Origin of the sequence: Methanosarcina baikalica, assembly GCF_031461075.1 — an archaeon.
Lineage (GTDB): Archaea > Halobacteriota > Methanosarcinia > Methanosarcinales > Methanosarcinaceae > Methanosarcina > Methanosarcina baikalica.
On sequence record NZ_JAVKPK010000002.1, the window covers coordinates 86,833 to 101,926 of the forward strand.

Annotated in this window: 13 protein-coding genes; 6 read left to right on the forward strand and 7 right to left on the reverse strand. The window is 37.7% G+C overall.

Translation table 11 applies throughout. The features are described 5' to 3' along the window. The first annotated feature begins 81 nt into the window (after nt 1-81). Entirely contained in the window at nt 82-762 is a 681-nt protein-coding gene (locus tag RG963_RS01030; protein WP_310574413.1) for a phosphoglycolate phosphatase, read from the forward strand. 26 nt (nt 763-788) lie between these two features. Here RG963_RS01030 and RG963_RS01035 read toward each other — a convergent pair whose 3' ends face one another. The 3 genes from RG963_RS01035 to RG963_RS01045 all read right to left on the reverse strand — a co-directional run bounded on the left by RG963_RS01035 (nt 789) and on the right by RG963_RS01045 (nt 6,039). Continuing rightward, on the reverse strand, nt 789-1,418 hold the full coding sequence (locus tag RG963_RS01035) for a transglutaminase-like domain-containing protein (protein ID WP_310574414.1): 630 nt from the start codon (nt 1,416-1,418) through the stop codon (nt 789-791). 228 nt (nt 1,419-1,646) lie between these two features. Then, nucleotides 1,647-5,273, reverse strand: a complete 3,627-nt coding sequence (locus RG963_RS01040; protein WP_310574415.1) for an HD domain-containing protein — start codon at nt 5,271-5,273, stop codon at nt 1,647-1,649. A gap of 415 nt (nt 5,274-5,688) precedes the next feature. Then, on the reverse strand, nt 5,689-6,039 hold the full coding sequence (locus tag RG963_RS01045; protein WP_310574416.1) for a cupin domain-containing protein: 351 nt from the start codon (nt 6,037-6,039) through the stop codon (nt 5,689-5,691). Nucleotides 6,040-6,428: 389 nt separating this feature from the next. Here RG963_RS01045 and RG963_RS01050 point away from each other — a divergent pair, with 389 nt between their 5' ends. The 3 genes from RG963_RS01050 to RG963_RS01060 all read left to right on the forward strand — a co-directional run bounded on the left by RG963_RS01050 (nt 6,429) and on the right by RG963_RS01060 (nt 8,020). After that, nucleotides 6,429-7,094, forward strand: a complete 666-nt coding sequence (locus RG963_RS01050; RefSeq protein ID WP_310574417.1) for a nitroreductase family protein — start codon at nt 6,429-6,431, stop codon at nt 7,092-7,094. A gap of 153 nt (nt 7,095-7,247) precedes the next feature. Next, entirely contained in the window at nt 7,248-7,472 is a 225-nt protein-coding gene (locus tag RG963_RS01055; RefSeq protein ID WP_310574418.1) for a hypothetical protein, read from the forward strand. A 287-nt stretch (nt 7,473-7,759) separates the two neighbouring features. Further along, on the forward strand, nt 7,760-8,020 hold the full coding sequence (locus tag RG963_RS01060) for a hypothetical protein (RefSeq protein WP_310574419.1): 261 nt from the start codon (nt 7,760-7,762) through the stop codon (nt 8,018-8,020). A gap of 376 nt (nt 8,021-8,396) precedes the next feature. Here RG963_RS01060 and RG963_RS01065 read toward each other — a convergent pair whose 3' ends face one another. Further along, nucleotides 8,397-8,807 (reverse strand): hypothetical protein, encoded by a 411-nt coding sequence (locus RG963_RS01065; RefSeq protein WP_310574420.1) that lies wholly within the window; start codon nt 8,805-8,807, stop codon nt 8,397-8,399. A 513-nt stretch (nt 8,808-9,320) separates the two neighbouring features. On the opposite strand from RG963_RS01065, the gene RG963_RS01070 reads away from it, so the two are divergent. Further along, on the forward strand, nt 9,321-9,461 hold the full coding sequence (locus tag RG963_RS01070) for a hypothetical protein (protein ID WP_310574421.1): 141 nt from the start codon (nt 9,321-9,323) through the stop codon (nt 9,459-9,461). Nucleotides 9,462-9,867: 406 nt separating this feature from the next. On the opposite strand, the gene RG963_RS01075 is transcribed toward RG963_RS01070, so the two are convergent. The 3 genes from RG963_RS01075 to RG963_RS01085 form a co-directional block, all read right to left on the reverse strand. Then, complete coding sequence (locus tag RG963_RS01075; RefSeq protein WP_310574422.1) at nt 9,868-10,581, reverse strand: SAM-dependent methyltransferase; 714 nt, start codon at nt 10,579-10,581, stop codon at nt 9,868-9,870. Between the two features lie 425 nt (nt 10,582-11,006). Then, nucleotides 11,007-11,261, reverse strand: a complete 255-nt coding sequence (locus RG963_RS01080) for a PRC-barrel domain-containing protein (protein ID WP_310574423.1) — start codon at nt 11,259-11,261, stop codon at nt 11,007-11,009. 149 nt (nt 11,262-11,410) lie between these two features. After that, complete coding sequence (locus RG963_RS01085; protein ID WP_310574424.1) at nt 11,411-13,738, reverse strand: CDC48 family AAA ATPase; 2,328 nt, start codon at nt 13,736-13,738, stop codon at nt 11,411-11,413. Nucleotides 13,739-14,293: 555 nt separating this feature from the next. On the opposite strand from RG963_RS01085, the gene RG963_RS01090 reads away from it, so the two are divergent. After that, nucleotides 14,294-15,064, forward strand: a complete 771-nt coding sequence (locus RG963_RS01090; protein ID WP_310574457.1) for an NAD+ synthase — start codon at nt 14,294-14,296, stop codon at nt 15,062-15,064. The last annotated feature ends 30 nt before the right edge of the window (nt 15,065-15,094 follow it).

Genomic DNA, 15,094 nt, shown 5'->3' on the forward strand with positions numbered 1-15,094 from the left:
ATACAATTTTGGAAACTAAATCCGGATGGGTATATTCAAGGATAGGGAAATGTTTTATCTATCCATTCCCAATCTTTTTTAATGAAATTCAAAGCCATTGTTGTTGACATCGACGGAACAATCACCTGCGAGAAAAGAGAACTGCATCTGGAAGCCGTTAAAAAAATCCGTTCTCTTAAAGTCCCGGTCGTGCTTGCCACAGGAAATATTCTGTGTTATGCAAGGACAACCTCAAAGCTTATTGGCCTTGATGGGGCTGTGATCGCTGAAAACGGAGGAGCTATTACTGTCCGCTTCGATTTGCAGGGCACTTTTGAGGAAAGCCTGGAAGAGTGCGAAAAAGCCTATTCTTTCCTTTCCGAAAATTTAAAACTCACAAAACTTGACCCCTTCTACCGAAAAACCGAGATCGCACTCAGGAGAGATTTTGACCTTAAAAAAGCCAGAGCTCTTCTGAAAACTCAAAACTTTGATGTCGAAATGGTTGATACCAAATATGCTATCCACATCAAGAGTATCAAAATCAACAAAGGTGTAGGCCTTCAGAAACTTGCAAGCCTGATGGGACTTGAAGCTGAAGATTTTGTAGCAATAGGAGACTCAGCAAACGACGCAGAAATGTTTGAAGTTTCAGGTTTCGGAATTGCTGTCGGAAACGGAGATGAAAAAATAAAGCAAGTTGCCAATTACGTGACAGAAGCCTCATTTGGAGACGGAACCGTAGAAGCTATTGAGTTTCTTGAATCCAACGGCTGGATATAAAAACCGGGACTGCCACAAATCCCGAATTAACTCCTGGTGTCGAACAGGTCTCTCAGCCCAAGTTCCCACTGCATCCATAACTCTTTCCTATCATTACTTTTCTTTAATACTTCAACAACAGTCGGATTTGGCTCTTTAAATATTACCGGATTATCTTCTTCCCCAAGCTCTTTATTAACCGGCCAGGCAATCTTTTCTTCGTCTATGGAAAACTGAGCATCCAAACCTGGCTTATTACCTCTTGCATCCAATCTTATCCATCTGTTTAAATCTTTTAAATATACAGCGTTTAAGCCGTGTAAGACTTTCCTGTTAACGTCCTGACTTGAACAAAGTTTCTGATAACAAAATCCAGCCGGTATCCCGAAAAATCTCAGCATGGCTGCAAACAGATGAGCTTTAGCACAACAGATCCCATGCCCAAACTCCAAAACCTCTGATGCCTTACAGGTAACTCTCAGTTCCCCTATATCCCCTGAATGATGAATCTCATCCCTAACAAACTCATAAATCTTCTTAATCAAGCTGATTTCGTCGTCGGTGCCTTTCTGTAATTCAAGACACTTATCAATTATCAGCTTATGATCATAGTTTATGACTTCACTCTTTTTGAGGTAATCTTGAAGATTATTGCTCTCAGTACGCATCTGACTCATCTGTCAATAATACTAAAATCCTCTATAAAATTTAATCTGATATGGAAACTATTTTATTTAATTGGCATACAGAGGCATAAATAGTTATAAAATACTGTGATTGAAGTGATTTATTGAATAGAAAATGAGCAGCACTAAAAAAGCAAAGTGTTCAGTTAATGCCCTTCGAGGATTTTTTTGTGATGCCTCAACTTGCAAAGTAAAAAAGAAAATATCATATTGGGATATTTATTGTTCAGATACTAAAATCGATTTTAGTAACCTTGATCCCTTTTTAGTCAATTCTAACTTATATTTTTGATCTTCCAAGCATTGTATTTCGTAAATTCCTTTTTTTGACAAAAATCCTAGCATTAATAATGCTTTTTTACGTTCTAAATCCAATATATTGGACATGTCAAAGTTAATCGTTTGAGATTGATCAATTTGTTTAATTAGTTTCTCTAAGTCAGTATCGGTCGCCGAAATTGTTAAACACCCAGCAAATGGATGGTAAACATTTGATTTCATGCCTTCTTCTTCCAATATCTGAATATCCTCAAGTCTGAGAATCGGAAAACTTGTTTCACCCTTCAAGAAAGCTATAACATCTAAGAATAATTGTTTGCTTTCTCCCATTTTGATCAAGACGGGTTCAATGTCAGAAAAGTCCCAGTTCACTGAAAACTCTTTATTGTCTAAGTTTCCAATCTTTTGTAAAAACTGAGATGATCGATTTACTTCATTCAGCATACTAGATGAAGTGGCAGCGAAAAAAAGTGCTAAAGCTTGTACCCTATTATCCAAAGAATTCTTTCCACTATTTAATTCAGTAATTTCGTATACTACATCAAGGGCTTCTTTGGGATTTCCTGCTAATAAGAGAACTTCTGCTAATGATATTCCTAAGTTTGCTCTGCTTGCTTCTTGATTCAACGATGAATATAAATCGTATGCTTTTCTAAAAATTTCTACACCTGGTTCAAAATTTTTAGTCTTTACATATATATAACCAATTGAAGTTAGAGTTTTTTCGATCCTTTCTTTATCGCCTATCTTTTCACATAATTCCAGAGCATCCTGAAAATTTTCCATAGCTAATTCTAAATCTTTATTTTTAATATATATCTCTCCAATTAAATATCTAACTTCTGCAACTCCTCTCTTATGACCTATTTTCTCATATGTATCTAAAATACCTTCCAAACATTCTATGATCTGATCATAGTTTATGGGTTTCTCAGGGTCTTGAAAATAAATTGTGGCTATCTTAAATTTAGTATTTGCGATTCCATAGAGAGCATTCCTTTCTTTTTGTATTTCTAAAGCTTTTTTAATATGTTCATAAGCTTTTTCAAAATTTTCCCTCGCTGAGTAATCTAATGCAATATTTACGTGAGCTGATGCTAATTGTTCTAAAGCACCATAATTTTTGAAAATTTCTAAAGCTTCAATTTGATATTTAAAACATAGTTCTTTGTCTTCATTTTTGAGAAGATTCGCTCTATTTGCTATTGCAATAGCTTTGTCGATATTATCTCCTTGAGATTCAGCCATTTGAAAACATTTTTCACTATATTCAGTTGCCTTTTCGATATCACCTTTATGACTATATATCGAGCTTAACAAATTATAAATCTTTATCAAATTGATGTTTTTTCCGTTTTTAGTTCTATTGAATAGAAGTTGACATTGTACAGCATGCTTTAAAGCTAGATCATATTCTTCTTTAGTTTCATATAACATGCCAATACTGTAATGCGCCCCAGCAACTAAATTAATTATATTTGGATGGGTTTTTCTTTGAAAATATTTTATTGAGTTTTTTAGTTGAACTTCTATTTTGTCCCAAAATCCTTTTGAAATAAAGTTATTCGCGTTCATTATCAGTATTTCAAATGACCTCTCCGACAAGCTTGCTTTTTCAAAATGATATGATGACTCTAAAATATTTTCTGGTTCATCATTTAGAGAAAGATAATACTTAGCCGCATTTTCGTGATACCTTCTTAATGCTTTCTTTTTAGGATCACCCAAACAGTAATCGCGTATAATATCATGTACTTTAAAGGTGTTTGAACCTATTTCGTTAACCAATAATTTATTAATTAACTCGTCAAGTGTTTCGGACAAATCTTTAGATTCATTTATGCTATCAAATGCTTCTATTGTTTCAGGAACTCTAAATATTGCTATTGTCTGCAACAATATTTTTTCATTGGAAGATAAGGAATTATAAACTTCAGTCTCAAGGTAGTCATAGGCTTCTTTGAGAGCTTTTGGTACATTTCGTAACAATTCTTCTGCGGTATCATTTAGAGCTAGAGTACAAAAAAGATTTAAGTATTGAGGGTGTCCATGAAGTCTTTCATGAATTTCTCTTGACACCGATTCACTTGTTTCGATACCACGCGCTTCTAGCATCATTCTAGTATTTTCAGGGTTCCAGGAGTCAATTTTTACCGTAGTCACTCTTTTTTCAAGAGTGTCAACCGAATTATAAAATTTAGGCTCATGACGAGTAATTACTATAATTTTTGACTTTTCAATAGATAATAACTCTCTTAATAAAGGATTCAATTCCTTCTCAGCTTTATGATAATCATCGAGAAAGATGGCGAAATTGCTAGAATTCAATTCTTCTTTAAGTAATGCAATTAAGACATCATTGTCGTATCCAAAGTGCTCTATAGAATTGGCAAGTCTTGGCTTATTTTTTCCTTTTAGAAAATATGCAAACTTTTTTAAAACAGAACTTAGAGTACTCACTTCACTTAAATTGCCATACCAATAGACATCAAATCTGTCTTTCAGTTTTTCTGCAAATTTGGCTGAAATGTAGGTTTTTCCAATTCCCGGAATTCCTTCAATTACTATTATATTTCTATCTAGCGAGTTCAATAATTCATTTAACTTATCATCTCTACCAACAAATCCTTTCGTCCTTGGTAATTCAATTGAAACTTTTAAATTTTGGCCAAAATCATCTTTATATAAATACTCGGGGATTTCAGATAAATCTGTGTTTAATTTTAGTTTGTAAGTTAAATCAATTTTTAGACCGCATTCTAAGAATATCGTTTTCAGTTCTTCTGTTTTTTCTTCTATCGGTTTCAAAATAAGAATTTCAGTAATTTTACGTCCTTCATCTTCTCTTGGATATTGACAATTAATCTCTATGGAAAGTCTTCTTTTACTCTCTTTAATAATTGGGTCAATTATTAAACCAGTTGTATAATAATGCTTTAACCATTGAAGTTTGGAAAAATAGGGCATATCTTCTTTCAGGATTTCGTACAATATTTCAGGTGCGCGTTTATAATCAATGTCAAGTTCATCAGCTAGTCTTAGAAGTGATGAAAGTAAACGCACACGTATTCTTTTGAACCCTATAGCTCGGCTCTCATAATCATCTGAATGAAGGTTTACTTTTCTATGTCCCTCTGAGATTAATCTCACGCATTCGGCTTCGTATTGGTCAAGATCTAAAATTTTAAGGTTCTCTTTTATGTAACGACCACTTCGTAGATGATGTTCGTCTCTTATTAGATCCTGAAATGTGTAAGGTTCATTTTTTGATTTAGAAATACTTTCTATCCTTGCTTCATCATCTGGATATTTATGTTGCATTCCCACATCATGTAAATATGCAGCCGACAGTAAACAAAATACTTCAATTTCTTCAAGTTGATCCTCAGGATTTAAGCCAGCTACTAAGAGGTCGAGTATATTTATAACTGCATCTGAATGTTTCATTCCATGTAATGTGTAATAAGTATGGTACAATTCGCCTTTTTCCCAGATTCCTTTTGTTTTATTTTCAATTACTTTCAATTTAGTGGCGTAGTCAGTACCTAATTGCTGTTTTAGTTCCATATGCAGTCATCTATTATAATGAAAAATAATCCTTATAAGTTTATCTAAATTAAGATTTACGCGGTTTAACTAAAAAATAAGCAGCATGAGACTTAGAACTATCCAAAAATAATATTCCTGATAGACATATTAGTAAGATTTGTATCTCAAGTACCAAATCCTATTATATATCATTATTTGCTCACAAGAATATATGGAAAAAAGCTCTTAAAGCTTAGACCCAGGCACTTTATAACAATCTGCACGCAAATGGCTTAATCAAAAAGAATCGACCTCTTTTGAAATTTGGCGTTTTGCTGCTTTTTATCTGCTTTGGCTTAATGCTTATAGCTGCTTCTGGATTGGTCTGAGCTTTTGCGTCAATTCTGTTTTTTCTGATGTATAGACTCTCTCCAGCCTCACGTTTTACATATCTTCATTCTTCAGTTCTATGAATCCGTTTTCCCCCAAATGCATGGATAGTTCTTGTTCCGGCAATGCATTTTCCCCACTGTTCTGTTCCCTTCGGGATGAATAATTCGTCCCCGGGATTAAGGATAAACTCCTCATCATTTAATACCGCTGTATATTGACCACTAACACAAACCATGTACTCATCAAATTCATGAGCGTGTTTTTTAGAAACCCTGTCAGAATAACAGGTCCAGAAAGCCATCTGACTGCCGTCTGTACCTTCGTAAAAATAGCCATCGATATCTTCAGTATTTTGCTCCTTACTGCTGATGTGATTGCTTTTATTTTTCATAAACTCGGGAAAATCTTTCACGTCTAAAAACTCCTTTATTAAAGTAAAAATGAATTCATTTAAAAAATCAGAACTTACACCTTAGTAGCTATTATTGAAACCAGATTAAAATAATTTCCATCTTCAGCTTTACTCATTTTCAATATCTCTACGGAAAGTCATTATCACATGAAAGTCAAGCCTGCCATGCCTCTTTTAAACACTTTCATTCCTTTTAGGACTTACGCACTTGAGGTACAAAACCAAATTCAATAGGCTTTATGGTTAAATTTGTGTTTTATAAAGTTGAAGGTTTGATGCTATTGATTCCTGAGCTCAACCGCGTAAGTCCTATGTAATAGAGAGAATAATGATATCTTTGTACGTAAAATTCAAGTCAGGTTTTACGCAACTGAGGATGTGATCTATACATGAGTAAGGAAGCACCTAATCAGAAAAATGTAATCTTTGACGAAATCGTTGTTGAAAGACGGTCTCATCGGCGGTTCTGGCAGGAATTCCCGTCAAAAGACGACATCAGAGGCATCATTGATGCTGGTCTTCATGCCCCATTTGCCGCCGCAGCTGTGGGTAGCACAAAGGATTATTTTCGGAGATTTTTCGTCCTAAAAATGGGTTCAAAAAGTATGACAACCGCAGCTTCCCTTATCTTTGAAGAGATCTCTACAATGGCTTCCAAGCTTGAACTTGCTATGGAGAATGACACACAACTCCGTGAAAATGCGATTGGCTTTTCAAACCGACTTGCTATGATCAAGAAAATAGGGAAGGTTCCTGGTATTGGCACGGCTCCATACTTTATCATAGTAGCCGAGAAGAAAGGTTTCCCTGCAGTAGAACAGCAGTCTCTTGCACACTGTCTGGAGAACATGTGGCTGAAAGCGACAGCTCTTAGTCTTGGATTCCAATTGGTTTCTGCTACAGCTCAAATGGCTGACAATCCAGAATTCTGTACAATGCTCGGGATTAATCCTGGTGAATGGGCACTTAATGGGTGTGCAGTGGGATATCCAGCTGAAGAACTATCTCCTTCTATCCTTCCTTCAGTCGATGAGGTCACACGTTGGCTGGAATGAAAAAATCAAATTTACGGTTGGCATCCCTTCATTTTCTGAGAAGCCTGTGCCCCTACAAGCAGCATAAGTGCCAGAAATATCAGCAAAATCAGTGATGCTTTTATTTCGACAGCTTATATTTAGCCTCAAAAACCATGCAGCCTCAGTGGTGCTATGCATAAAACCTTCAGAGAATTTAACGGTAAAACATACATGCTCGATGAGTTAAGTTATTTCGGGCTTAGTAAGTCAGATGCCGAGAAGAGAAAAGCTATGTTGAAGAAGAGCGGGCTTGGAGCCAGATGCATTAAAAAGGCAAATGGCAAGTACGTACTATACCGCGAATACTCAGGTGACATAAATAAAGAAGACGGGTCTTCTTTTTTTCGAGTAGGCTGAAAATGATGGTTGTGGTGAAAAAAATCTGGCTTTGTTGCAAAATCAGTGAAAAACTTCACAATTAGAAAATTTAATCGGTTCCGTTGCAAAAAATCTGGCTTTTTCACAAAATCATTAAAAACCATCACAATTCGGAAAGTTAATCGTTTTCATTTGAGAAAAAAATGACACATCAGGGTGAAAATTACAGTGTCAAATTGCAGAAATATTATTTTTGCAACGGAACCAATCAAGGCATAGCTCAGTGGTACTTCATTGGCAAATTATGAAAGATAGGAGTGAGTAAAATGAGTGAATACGAATTAACCGACATTGAAAAAAAAGCCATGGATAATTGGATAATGTTAAATATACTCCCACAAAAAACACCAAATAAAAATTACACTAGTTATGCACTTAAAAGTATTTTTGAACAAACACCAGATGGTTTCTTTATCACAAATAAGCAGTTTAAAGAAGCGATGGTCAGATGTAATTTCTCACCTGTAAATAAAAATAAATTAAATTGGGAATTCCGAATTTCCCTAAAATCTCCAGGGTTGAAATAATCTAAACGAACATGAAATTCTTCGAATAACAGGCTCAAATAAATGAAAGTACTTTCCACCTTACCTTTTTGACTATTGATTTCCTTATTACCTTGGGCAGTAAGGTTTTCCACATTTTGGTTTTTCAAAACCGTACCTAAACTGTTTCCGTTGCAAAAAATCTGGCTTTTTCACAAAATCATTAAAAATCATCACAAATAGGAAATTTAATCGTATTCATTAGAAAGAAAATGACACATAAAGGTGAAAATTATAGTGTCAAATTGCAGAAATATTTTTTTTGCAACGGAACCGAAAATAGAATAGTAGGTTGGGTTGTGAGCCCGTAAACAAAACGGTTATAGGAATTTTAGCAAAGAGAAGTATAATGTTAGTTTTATTTTTTGTCTTCTTCATTCCATTCCATTAAAGCCTTCTCAATAGATATCAATGTGAACATAGTAGTATTGAATATCTCGTCTGGGTGTTGTGGCATCCAACTGATTTCATCGAGAACGTCTTTTGGGAGCCTAACAAGGTCGTTCATCTCTTCTCCTATCTTCATGAAATTTTCAGTATATCGTAAACCATATCTACTGTTATCACACGCAGTGATAGAAATATACTGAATAAATGACCCGTCATTCATTATATCTCTTGAATATCTGTAATGAATTTCTTCAACACAATCCGAGTAATCGTTATTCAGTCTTCTGATGGTATCTGGAATCAATTCACCATCTTTCTGCAAAGCTTTCAGGTCTGACAATACACTGTTAGAAAGTCTGAAAGTTTTGTATTGCTTCATATTACTACTCGTGCAGTTAAGATGTATAAATAGACTACTATATGAGTAGTTAATATTACATGTGCCTAAAGAAAATTTCATGGATTTTTGGTCGTTCATTTCTATTCATTTGTTGCCCTTTCACATTAATCGAAATAACGTCTACTCACGTTCTTTTTCCGTGAGTTTGATGTTTGTAGAGCTATCGTGTTGCAAAAGCACCAAAACGCAATCAAAAGTCGCATTGGAGATTTTATCCTGAAAACACCAACCTTGTATCAATGGGCAACCAATAATTTGTCAAATAATCATTTTCAATCCCAATAAAAAACTTGTATTCCTTGTTCGCAAGTTGAGGCAATATAAAGCAGTAAATTACAAAAATATCGTGGCGTCTAATGCTGTTGATTTTATATTTAACATAAACACAGGTTTGTATTAACCAAAAAATAATTCAGTATCAGCAGGCAATTCAATATATTTATTACTTCAGCAGACATCAAACTATTTACATCAAACTATTGGGGTGAACAAATGCCAGCAAGAAAAATAAAGAATGATAATAAAGAAAAAGAATTGATGAAAAAAATGGAATCAATAGAAGAACAAAAAAAAGATTCAGCAGAACAAATAAACATAGAAGAAGAACCCGATGAAAGTAAAAGGCCTAAATAACAGTATGTTACAGACAAAATACTTGATTTAATATTTTTAATGAGTTGAATTCACTTACATTTATATTATCTTTTTTATAGAATCAAACCGGAAGAAGAGTAAGCCTTTTTTATCAAAGAACTGCCATACAGACTAAATCCAATACCCAATCTAAGTATATTAGAAACCCTGTCAGAATAACAGGTCCAGAACGCCATCTGAATGCTGTCCGCACCTTCGAAAAAATAGCAATCAATATTTTCAGTATTTTGCTCCTTACTGCTGATATGTCTGCTGATATGTCTGCTGATATGTCTGCTGATATGTCTGCTGATATGATTACTTTTATTCTTCATAAATTCAGGAAAATCTTTCACGCCTAAGACCTCCCTGTATTAAAACAGAAATTGACTCGTTAAAAACTTCTTTACAATTTAGTAGCTATGAGTGAAACCATATTAAAGTAATTTCCACCCTCAGCTTCCATCATTCCAATATCTCTACGAGCATAGTCGTTATCACACAAAAGCCAATCCTGCCAGGATTCTTTTAAGCAATTTAATTCTTTGCACTCTTGAATACTTACCGAATCAGAAGTTTTCCATAGATGATACCACCAGTCACATGAGTGTAGAGTTAAAGTCATATCATCACACCAGTATGGTACTAATTCTGCCGGAACTCCATTTGTAAATTCCTGCTTCAAGCCCGGAACTGCAACTGCTATTTGCCCTCCTTTTTTTACAAGTGGAGCAAAATACTTTGTCAAATAATCTGCTTCGACCCCAAAATAATGATAGGCATCTACACTTATAGCAACATCAAAAAACTCATGAGCAAACGGCAAATCATGGGCTTCCGCATGTATTGGTATTATTCTATCTTCAAGCCCCATTGACTTAATTCTTTCATAGTTCTCTGTTGCACCAATCCAGAGGTCCGTAGCAAAAACTGTAACATCATATTCTTTTGCTAAGAATATCGAAGTAAGCCCTTTCCCACAACCGAGATCAAGTACTCGCATGCCTTTTTCAAGCTTTAAAGATTCAGACAGTTCCTCGAGAATTTTCAATGCATTAGGACCCATCATATTTTCTTTAACAAAATCAGTGTCATATTTGTTGCTTTTTATCAACTTCATCTTGACCACTTTTCGTTTATCTATTCCATATTATTCTATACAGTTTGATCTTTATAATTGCTGTGGGCATATCATTCGGATGTAAATATTTACACCCAATTTATCCATATTTTATTTTAAAAAAACGAATTGAATACTCCCAGGAGCTATTCGAAAGACAAAGCTATAACTTTGGAAAAATGAGTCCTCGTGAGCGAGCAAAGCGAGATAAAAGGACGATGGGTTTCCGAATAGCAATAGGAGAAATGAGCAAGTTCTAAGCCATAAATTAGTCCTCTTGAGCGCAGCGAAAAGGACTGCGTGCTGTTGCGATTACATCGCAACTCCCAGAAAATCTCCGATTTCCTGTGATCCCGAAGCGCAACTCGGGTGAAAAAGAAGATTCGGGAAAGGAAAGGGTGTTTCTTTCCTTTCTTTGTTTTAATTTACTCCTTTGCTTTCATTTTATCTATTATTATGTAGTCTTTAACGGCACTTACGGAATCGAAGGGAACGAGGATATAGTTGTCCACTTTTTTGTACCTGGAAGTGTCTAAATTGACATTCGGGGTGACCATCAGGTCAATGATATTTCCCCCTTTAATCTCGACTACAATGTTGCTCAGCGTTCCTATCTCTGTTCCGTCGGTAGCCATTACCTGTTTATTGAAGAGAAGGTTCCTTGCAAATACTTTAGACATTTTTATCGTATCTCCGTTCTCAGTGTGTTATGCGGGTTTGGATAAAGCTGGCTTTTCACTTTGAATATTTTATGTCATTTGAAACCATATTCTTTAAAACTTTTTCCCTTTAAGAATTATTCCTTTAAAGAGTTACTCATTTTATTTTCTTACCTGTACCCAACATAAGCACCCGATTCCATGATTTTCTGGCCTCCTTTGAACTGCGCCTCGATTTTTTCATAGAACTGAGCAATATTTTCCGTAATAGTGGGCTTTACCTTCTTCAGAGCTTCTCTAAAGTGTCTCATTTCGATCTTTTCTATCTCGAAATTCTCCCTGAGGGCATTCATTACGGCTTCCCTGCACACTGACTGAATATCAGCACCCACATAACCTTCAGTTGTATCGGCAAGGGCTTCAAGATCTACATCCTCAGCAAGGGGCGTATTCTTTGTGTGAATCTTAAATATCTTGAGCCTGCCTTTACGGTCAGGAGATCCCATATAGACCAGCCGGTCAAAACGCCCGGGCCGCAGGATTGCAGGATCCAGAAGGTTAGGGCGGTTGGTTGCGGCAATAACCACCACATCTTTAAGGGACTCAAGCCCGTCCATCTCTGTAAGGAGCTGGTTCAGCACCCTCTCTGAAGTGTGACTGTCTGTGGATTCCATGCCTTGCATAGAGGCAACTGAATCTATCTCGTCAAAGAAGATTACACAAGGGGCAACCTGACGTGCTTTCTTGAAGGTTTCACGGATAGCCTTTTCCGATTCCCCAAGCCACTTCGAGAACATCTCAGGCCCTTTGACGCTTATAAAGTTGGCATTGGACTCCCTGGCTACGGCCTGGGCTATCATAGTCTTTCCAGTCCCCGGCGGGCCATAAAGCAGAATTCCCCTTGGAGCCTTTATGCCCATCTGAATAAACTTTTGCGGACTTTTAATGGGCCATTCTACAGCCTCAATAATTGACTGCTTTGCTTCATCCAGCCCTCCCACATCATCCCAGTTAACTGTGGGCATTTCCACGAATATTTCTCTCAGAGCCGAGGGCTCGGCTTCCATCAGGGCATCTTCAAAGTTTTTCTTGGTTACAACGATTTTTTCCAGTCTTTCCGGCGGAACCGGTTCCTTTTCGAGGTCAAGATCAGGCAGGTTTTCTCTGAGGCATCGCATGGCAGCTTCCTGCACAAGAGCCAGAAGGTCTGCGCCTACAAAGCCCTGGGTCCTTTCAGCAAGGTACATCAGATATTTATTTGTCTTTTCTTTCCTTTCCCTCTCCAGAGTAGCCTCATCAGCTTCGATTTCGGCTTCTCCTCCATTCCCTACTTCTTCATCTCTCTCGATGGGCATTCCGCGGGTATGGATTTGAAGGATCTCGTACCTGTCATTGGTATCAGGCACACCTATATGGATTTCCCTGTCAAAACGGCCTGGCCTCCTGAGTGCAGGATCGATAGCATCCACGCGGTTAGTGGCTCCTATAACCACAACCTGCCCTCTCTCTTCCATCCCGTCAAGCAGGGTCAGGAGCTGGGCAACCACTCGCCTTTCCACTTCCCCGGTCACGTTTTCTCTTTTTGGAGCAATGGAATCGATTTCATCAATGAAAATGACCGATGGTGCGTCCTGAGTTGCCTCTTCGAAGATCTTTCTGAGCCTTTCCTCGCTTTCTCCATAGAACTTCCCCACGATCTCAGGGCCGGCAATGTAATGGAAACTTGCTCCGGATTCATTGGCTACGGCTTTTGCAATCAGGGTTTTCCCGGTCCCTGGCGGGCCGTGGAGGATAACTCCCTTCGGAGGCTCTATATTGAGGTGGCCGAAAAGCTCAGGATGCTTCATGGGCATCTCTATTATTTCCCGGACACGCATGATCTCCTGCCCCAGGCCTCCTATGTCTTCATAGGTGGTTACACCCCTGGTTGCTTTTTCGTAACCCTGAACCGGCTTTTTCCGAAGTTCGATGGATGTTGCTTCCGTGATAAGGACAATTGTATTTGCAGGATCTGTCTCAACGGCAACCAGAGGGATTACCTGGCTTGTTGTCAGGGATTCGGTCATTGGCTGAGACATAGAGTTGATTATAGGAATGATGTCTCCCCTGAAAACCGGCCTTTTGAGGATATGCCGTTTTATGATCTCATTTGCGTGTTCCCCGAACTGAAGTTCAGGCCCCCCCTGTATCATGCTTTCCGGGAGCGCCAGAATGAGTTTTTTTGCCTCCGGGGCTTCCACCTTTTTGATGGTTACCTTCTCTCCTATGGAAACTCCTGCATTTTGCCGGATGAAGTTATCAATTCGCACGATTCCCTGTTCCCAATCCTGCCTGTCAGCTCTCCATACCTTTGCCGTGGTCTTTTTCTTCCCCCTTATTTCCACGATATCGCCTGGCGAGAGCTGAAGTTTCAGTAAGGCTGTAGGGTCGAGTCGGATAATTCCTCTTCCAAGGTCAATAGGATATGCCTTTTCAACCTTCAACTGTATTTCTTCCATAGATCATCCCAAAAATAGTTGTCTTTTTGATTACTACTTTTATTTAATAATTACATAAAATAAACAGACACCGGATTTTTCAGATTTTTCCGGACTGCGTATTAGGAACTACCTGTTTTCTATATTAGATGCTCTTTTTATTTCAATGCCTGTGATCAGGGAATTTTTTATCCCTGGAGTTTTGCTGCTGAATACCCGACACCTTGAATTTCCTGTCCGGTACTCATATCCGAAAACCCCTTTCTTTTATAGCCTGTATCTCTACCCATAAAATAATTTTGTCGGTTAGAGGTATATTTGATAATCAGTTATTTATATTATAATACCCGGGATATTACCCTCTATACCCTCCATTTATTAAATAAGTTTACCCTCCATTCTATTTTCCTCTGAGGATTAATATATCTGGAAATATATCTAGACTTTCCATGTATAAAATTGTTTGATATAATTCAAACTCTGATCTCATTCGGACTTTATTATTAAGACCTCAATGTCACCCAGACCTTGGTGCCTTTTAGATTTATTATCACAGATATCCAGGAATTTGACAGCATGGACCTTGAAATCGCGCAGAACAGGATTATTGACTTTATCCGGAACGAAATCAGTAAAGCAGGTGTAAATGGGGCCGTTGTAGGCATCAGTGGGGGAATAGACTCAGCTCTTGCCGCAGCACTCACCGTAAAAGCCCTCGGAAAAGATAAGGTACTCGGAATCCATATGCCTGAACCCGGCCTTACCCCCGCTGCAGACAGCAAAGATTCAAAAGCTCTTGCAAATTGGCTCGGGATCGAGTTTCAGACAATTGATATTTCAGGAATCATTTCAGCTTTCATAGCTGCAGTCCCTCAGAGTGAGTCTGCAGATAAGCTCTGCAGAGGCAACCTTAAAGCACGGGTCAGAATGTCTCTTCTCTATTTCCATGCAAACCGGATGAACCGTATGGTCATCGGAACCGGTAATAAAACCGAGATCCTGCTTGGCTATTTCACGAAATATGGAGACGGAGGCGTTGATCTTGAACCCATAGGCGGGCTTTACAAGACCGAGGTATGGGAGCTTTCTCGCAGGTTAGGAATTCCGGACCCTCTTATTACCAAAAAACCGTCCGCAGGCCTCTGGGCAGGCCAGACCGATGAAGCCGAACTTGGGATCTCTTATGTTAAAGTGGATAAGGTGCTCAGAATGCTCGAGAAAAATGAAGATCCTGAAACCATCCTGAGTACTCTTGGCGTCTCGGTAGAGCAGCTGAATTCGGTCATAAAGCGCATCGAGAGCAATGAGCATAAAAGAAAAGCCCCTTCTGTGCCGGAAATAAATTAAAATCAATAGGATCAGATATTATTCAAAAGA

Coding starts and splice junctions, on each gene's coding strand:
- RG963_RS01030 (WP_310574413.1), top strand. CDS start 82: ATGAAATTCAAAGCCATTGTTGTTGACATCGACGGAACAATCACCTGC.
- RG963_RS01035 (WP_310574414.1), bottom strand. CDS start 1,418: ATGAGTCAGATGCGTACTGAGAGCAATAATCTTCAAGATTACCTCAAA.
- RG963_RS01040 (WP_310574415.1), bottom strand. CDS start 5,273: ATGGAACTAAAACAGCAATTAGGTACTGACTACGCCACTAAATTGAAA.
- RG963_RS01050 (WP_310574417.1), top strand. CDS start 6,429: ATGAGTAAGGAAGCACCTAATCAGAAAAATGTAATCTTTGACGAAATC.
- RG963_RS01055 (WP_310574418.1), top strand. CDS start 7,248: ATGCATAAAACCTTCAGAGAATTTAACGGTAAAACATACATGCTCGAT.
- RG963_RS01060 (WP_310574419.1), top strand. CDS start 7,760: ATGAGTGAATACGAATTAACCGACATTGAAAAAAAAGCCATGGATAAT.
- RG963_RS01065 (WP_310574420.1), bottom strand. CDS start 8,807: ATGAAGCAATACAAAACTTTCAGACTTTCTAACAGTGTATTGTCAGAC.
- RG963_RS01070 (WP_310574421.1), top strand. CDS start 9,321: ATGCCAGCAAGAAAAATAAAGAATGATAATAAAGAAAAAGAATTGATG.
- RG963_RS01075 (WP_310574422.1), bottom strand. CDS start 10,581: ATGAAGTTGATAAAAAGCAACAAATATGACACTGATTTTGTTAAAGAA.
- RG963_RS01080 (WP_310574423.1), bottom strand. CDS start 11,261: ATGTCTAAAGTATTTGCAAGGAACCTTCTCTTCAATAAACAGGTAATG.
- RG963_RS01085 (WP_310574424.1), bottom strand. CDS start 13,738: ATGGAAGAAATACAGTTGAAGGTTGAAAAGGCATATCCTATTGACCTT.
- RG963_RS01090 (WP_310574457.1), top strand. CDS start 14,294: ATGGACCTTGAAATCGCGCAGAACAGGATTATTGACTTTATCCGGAAC.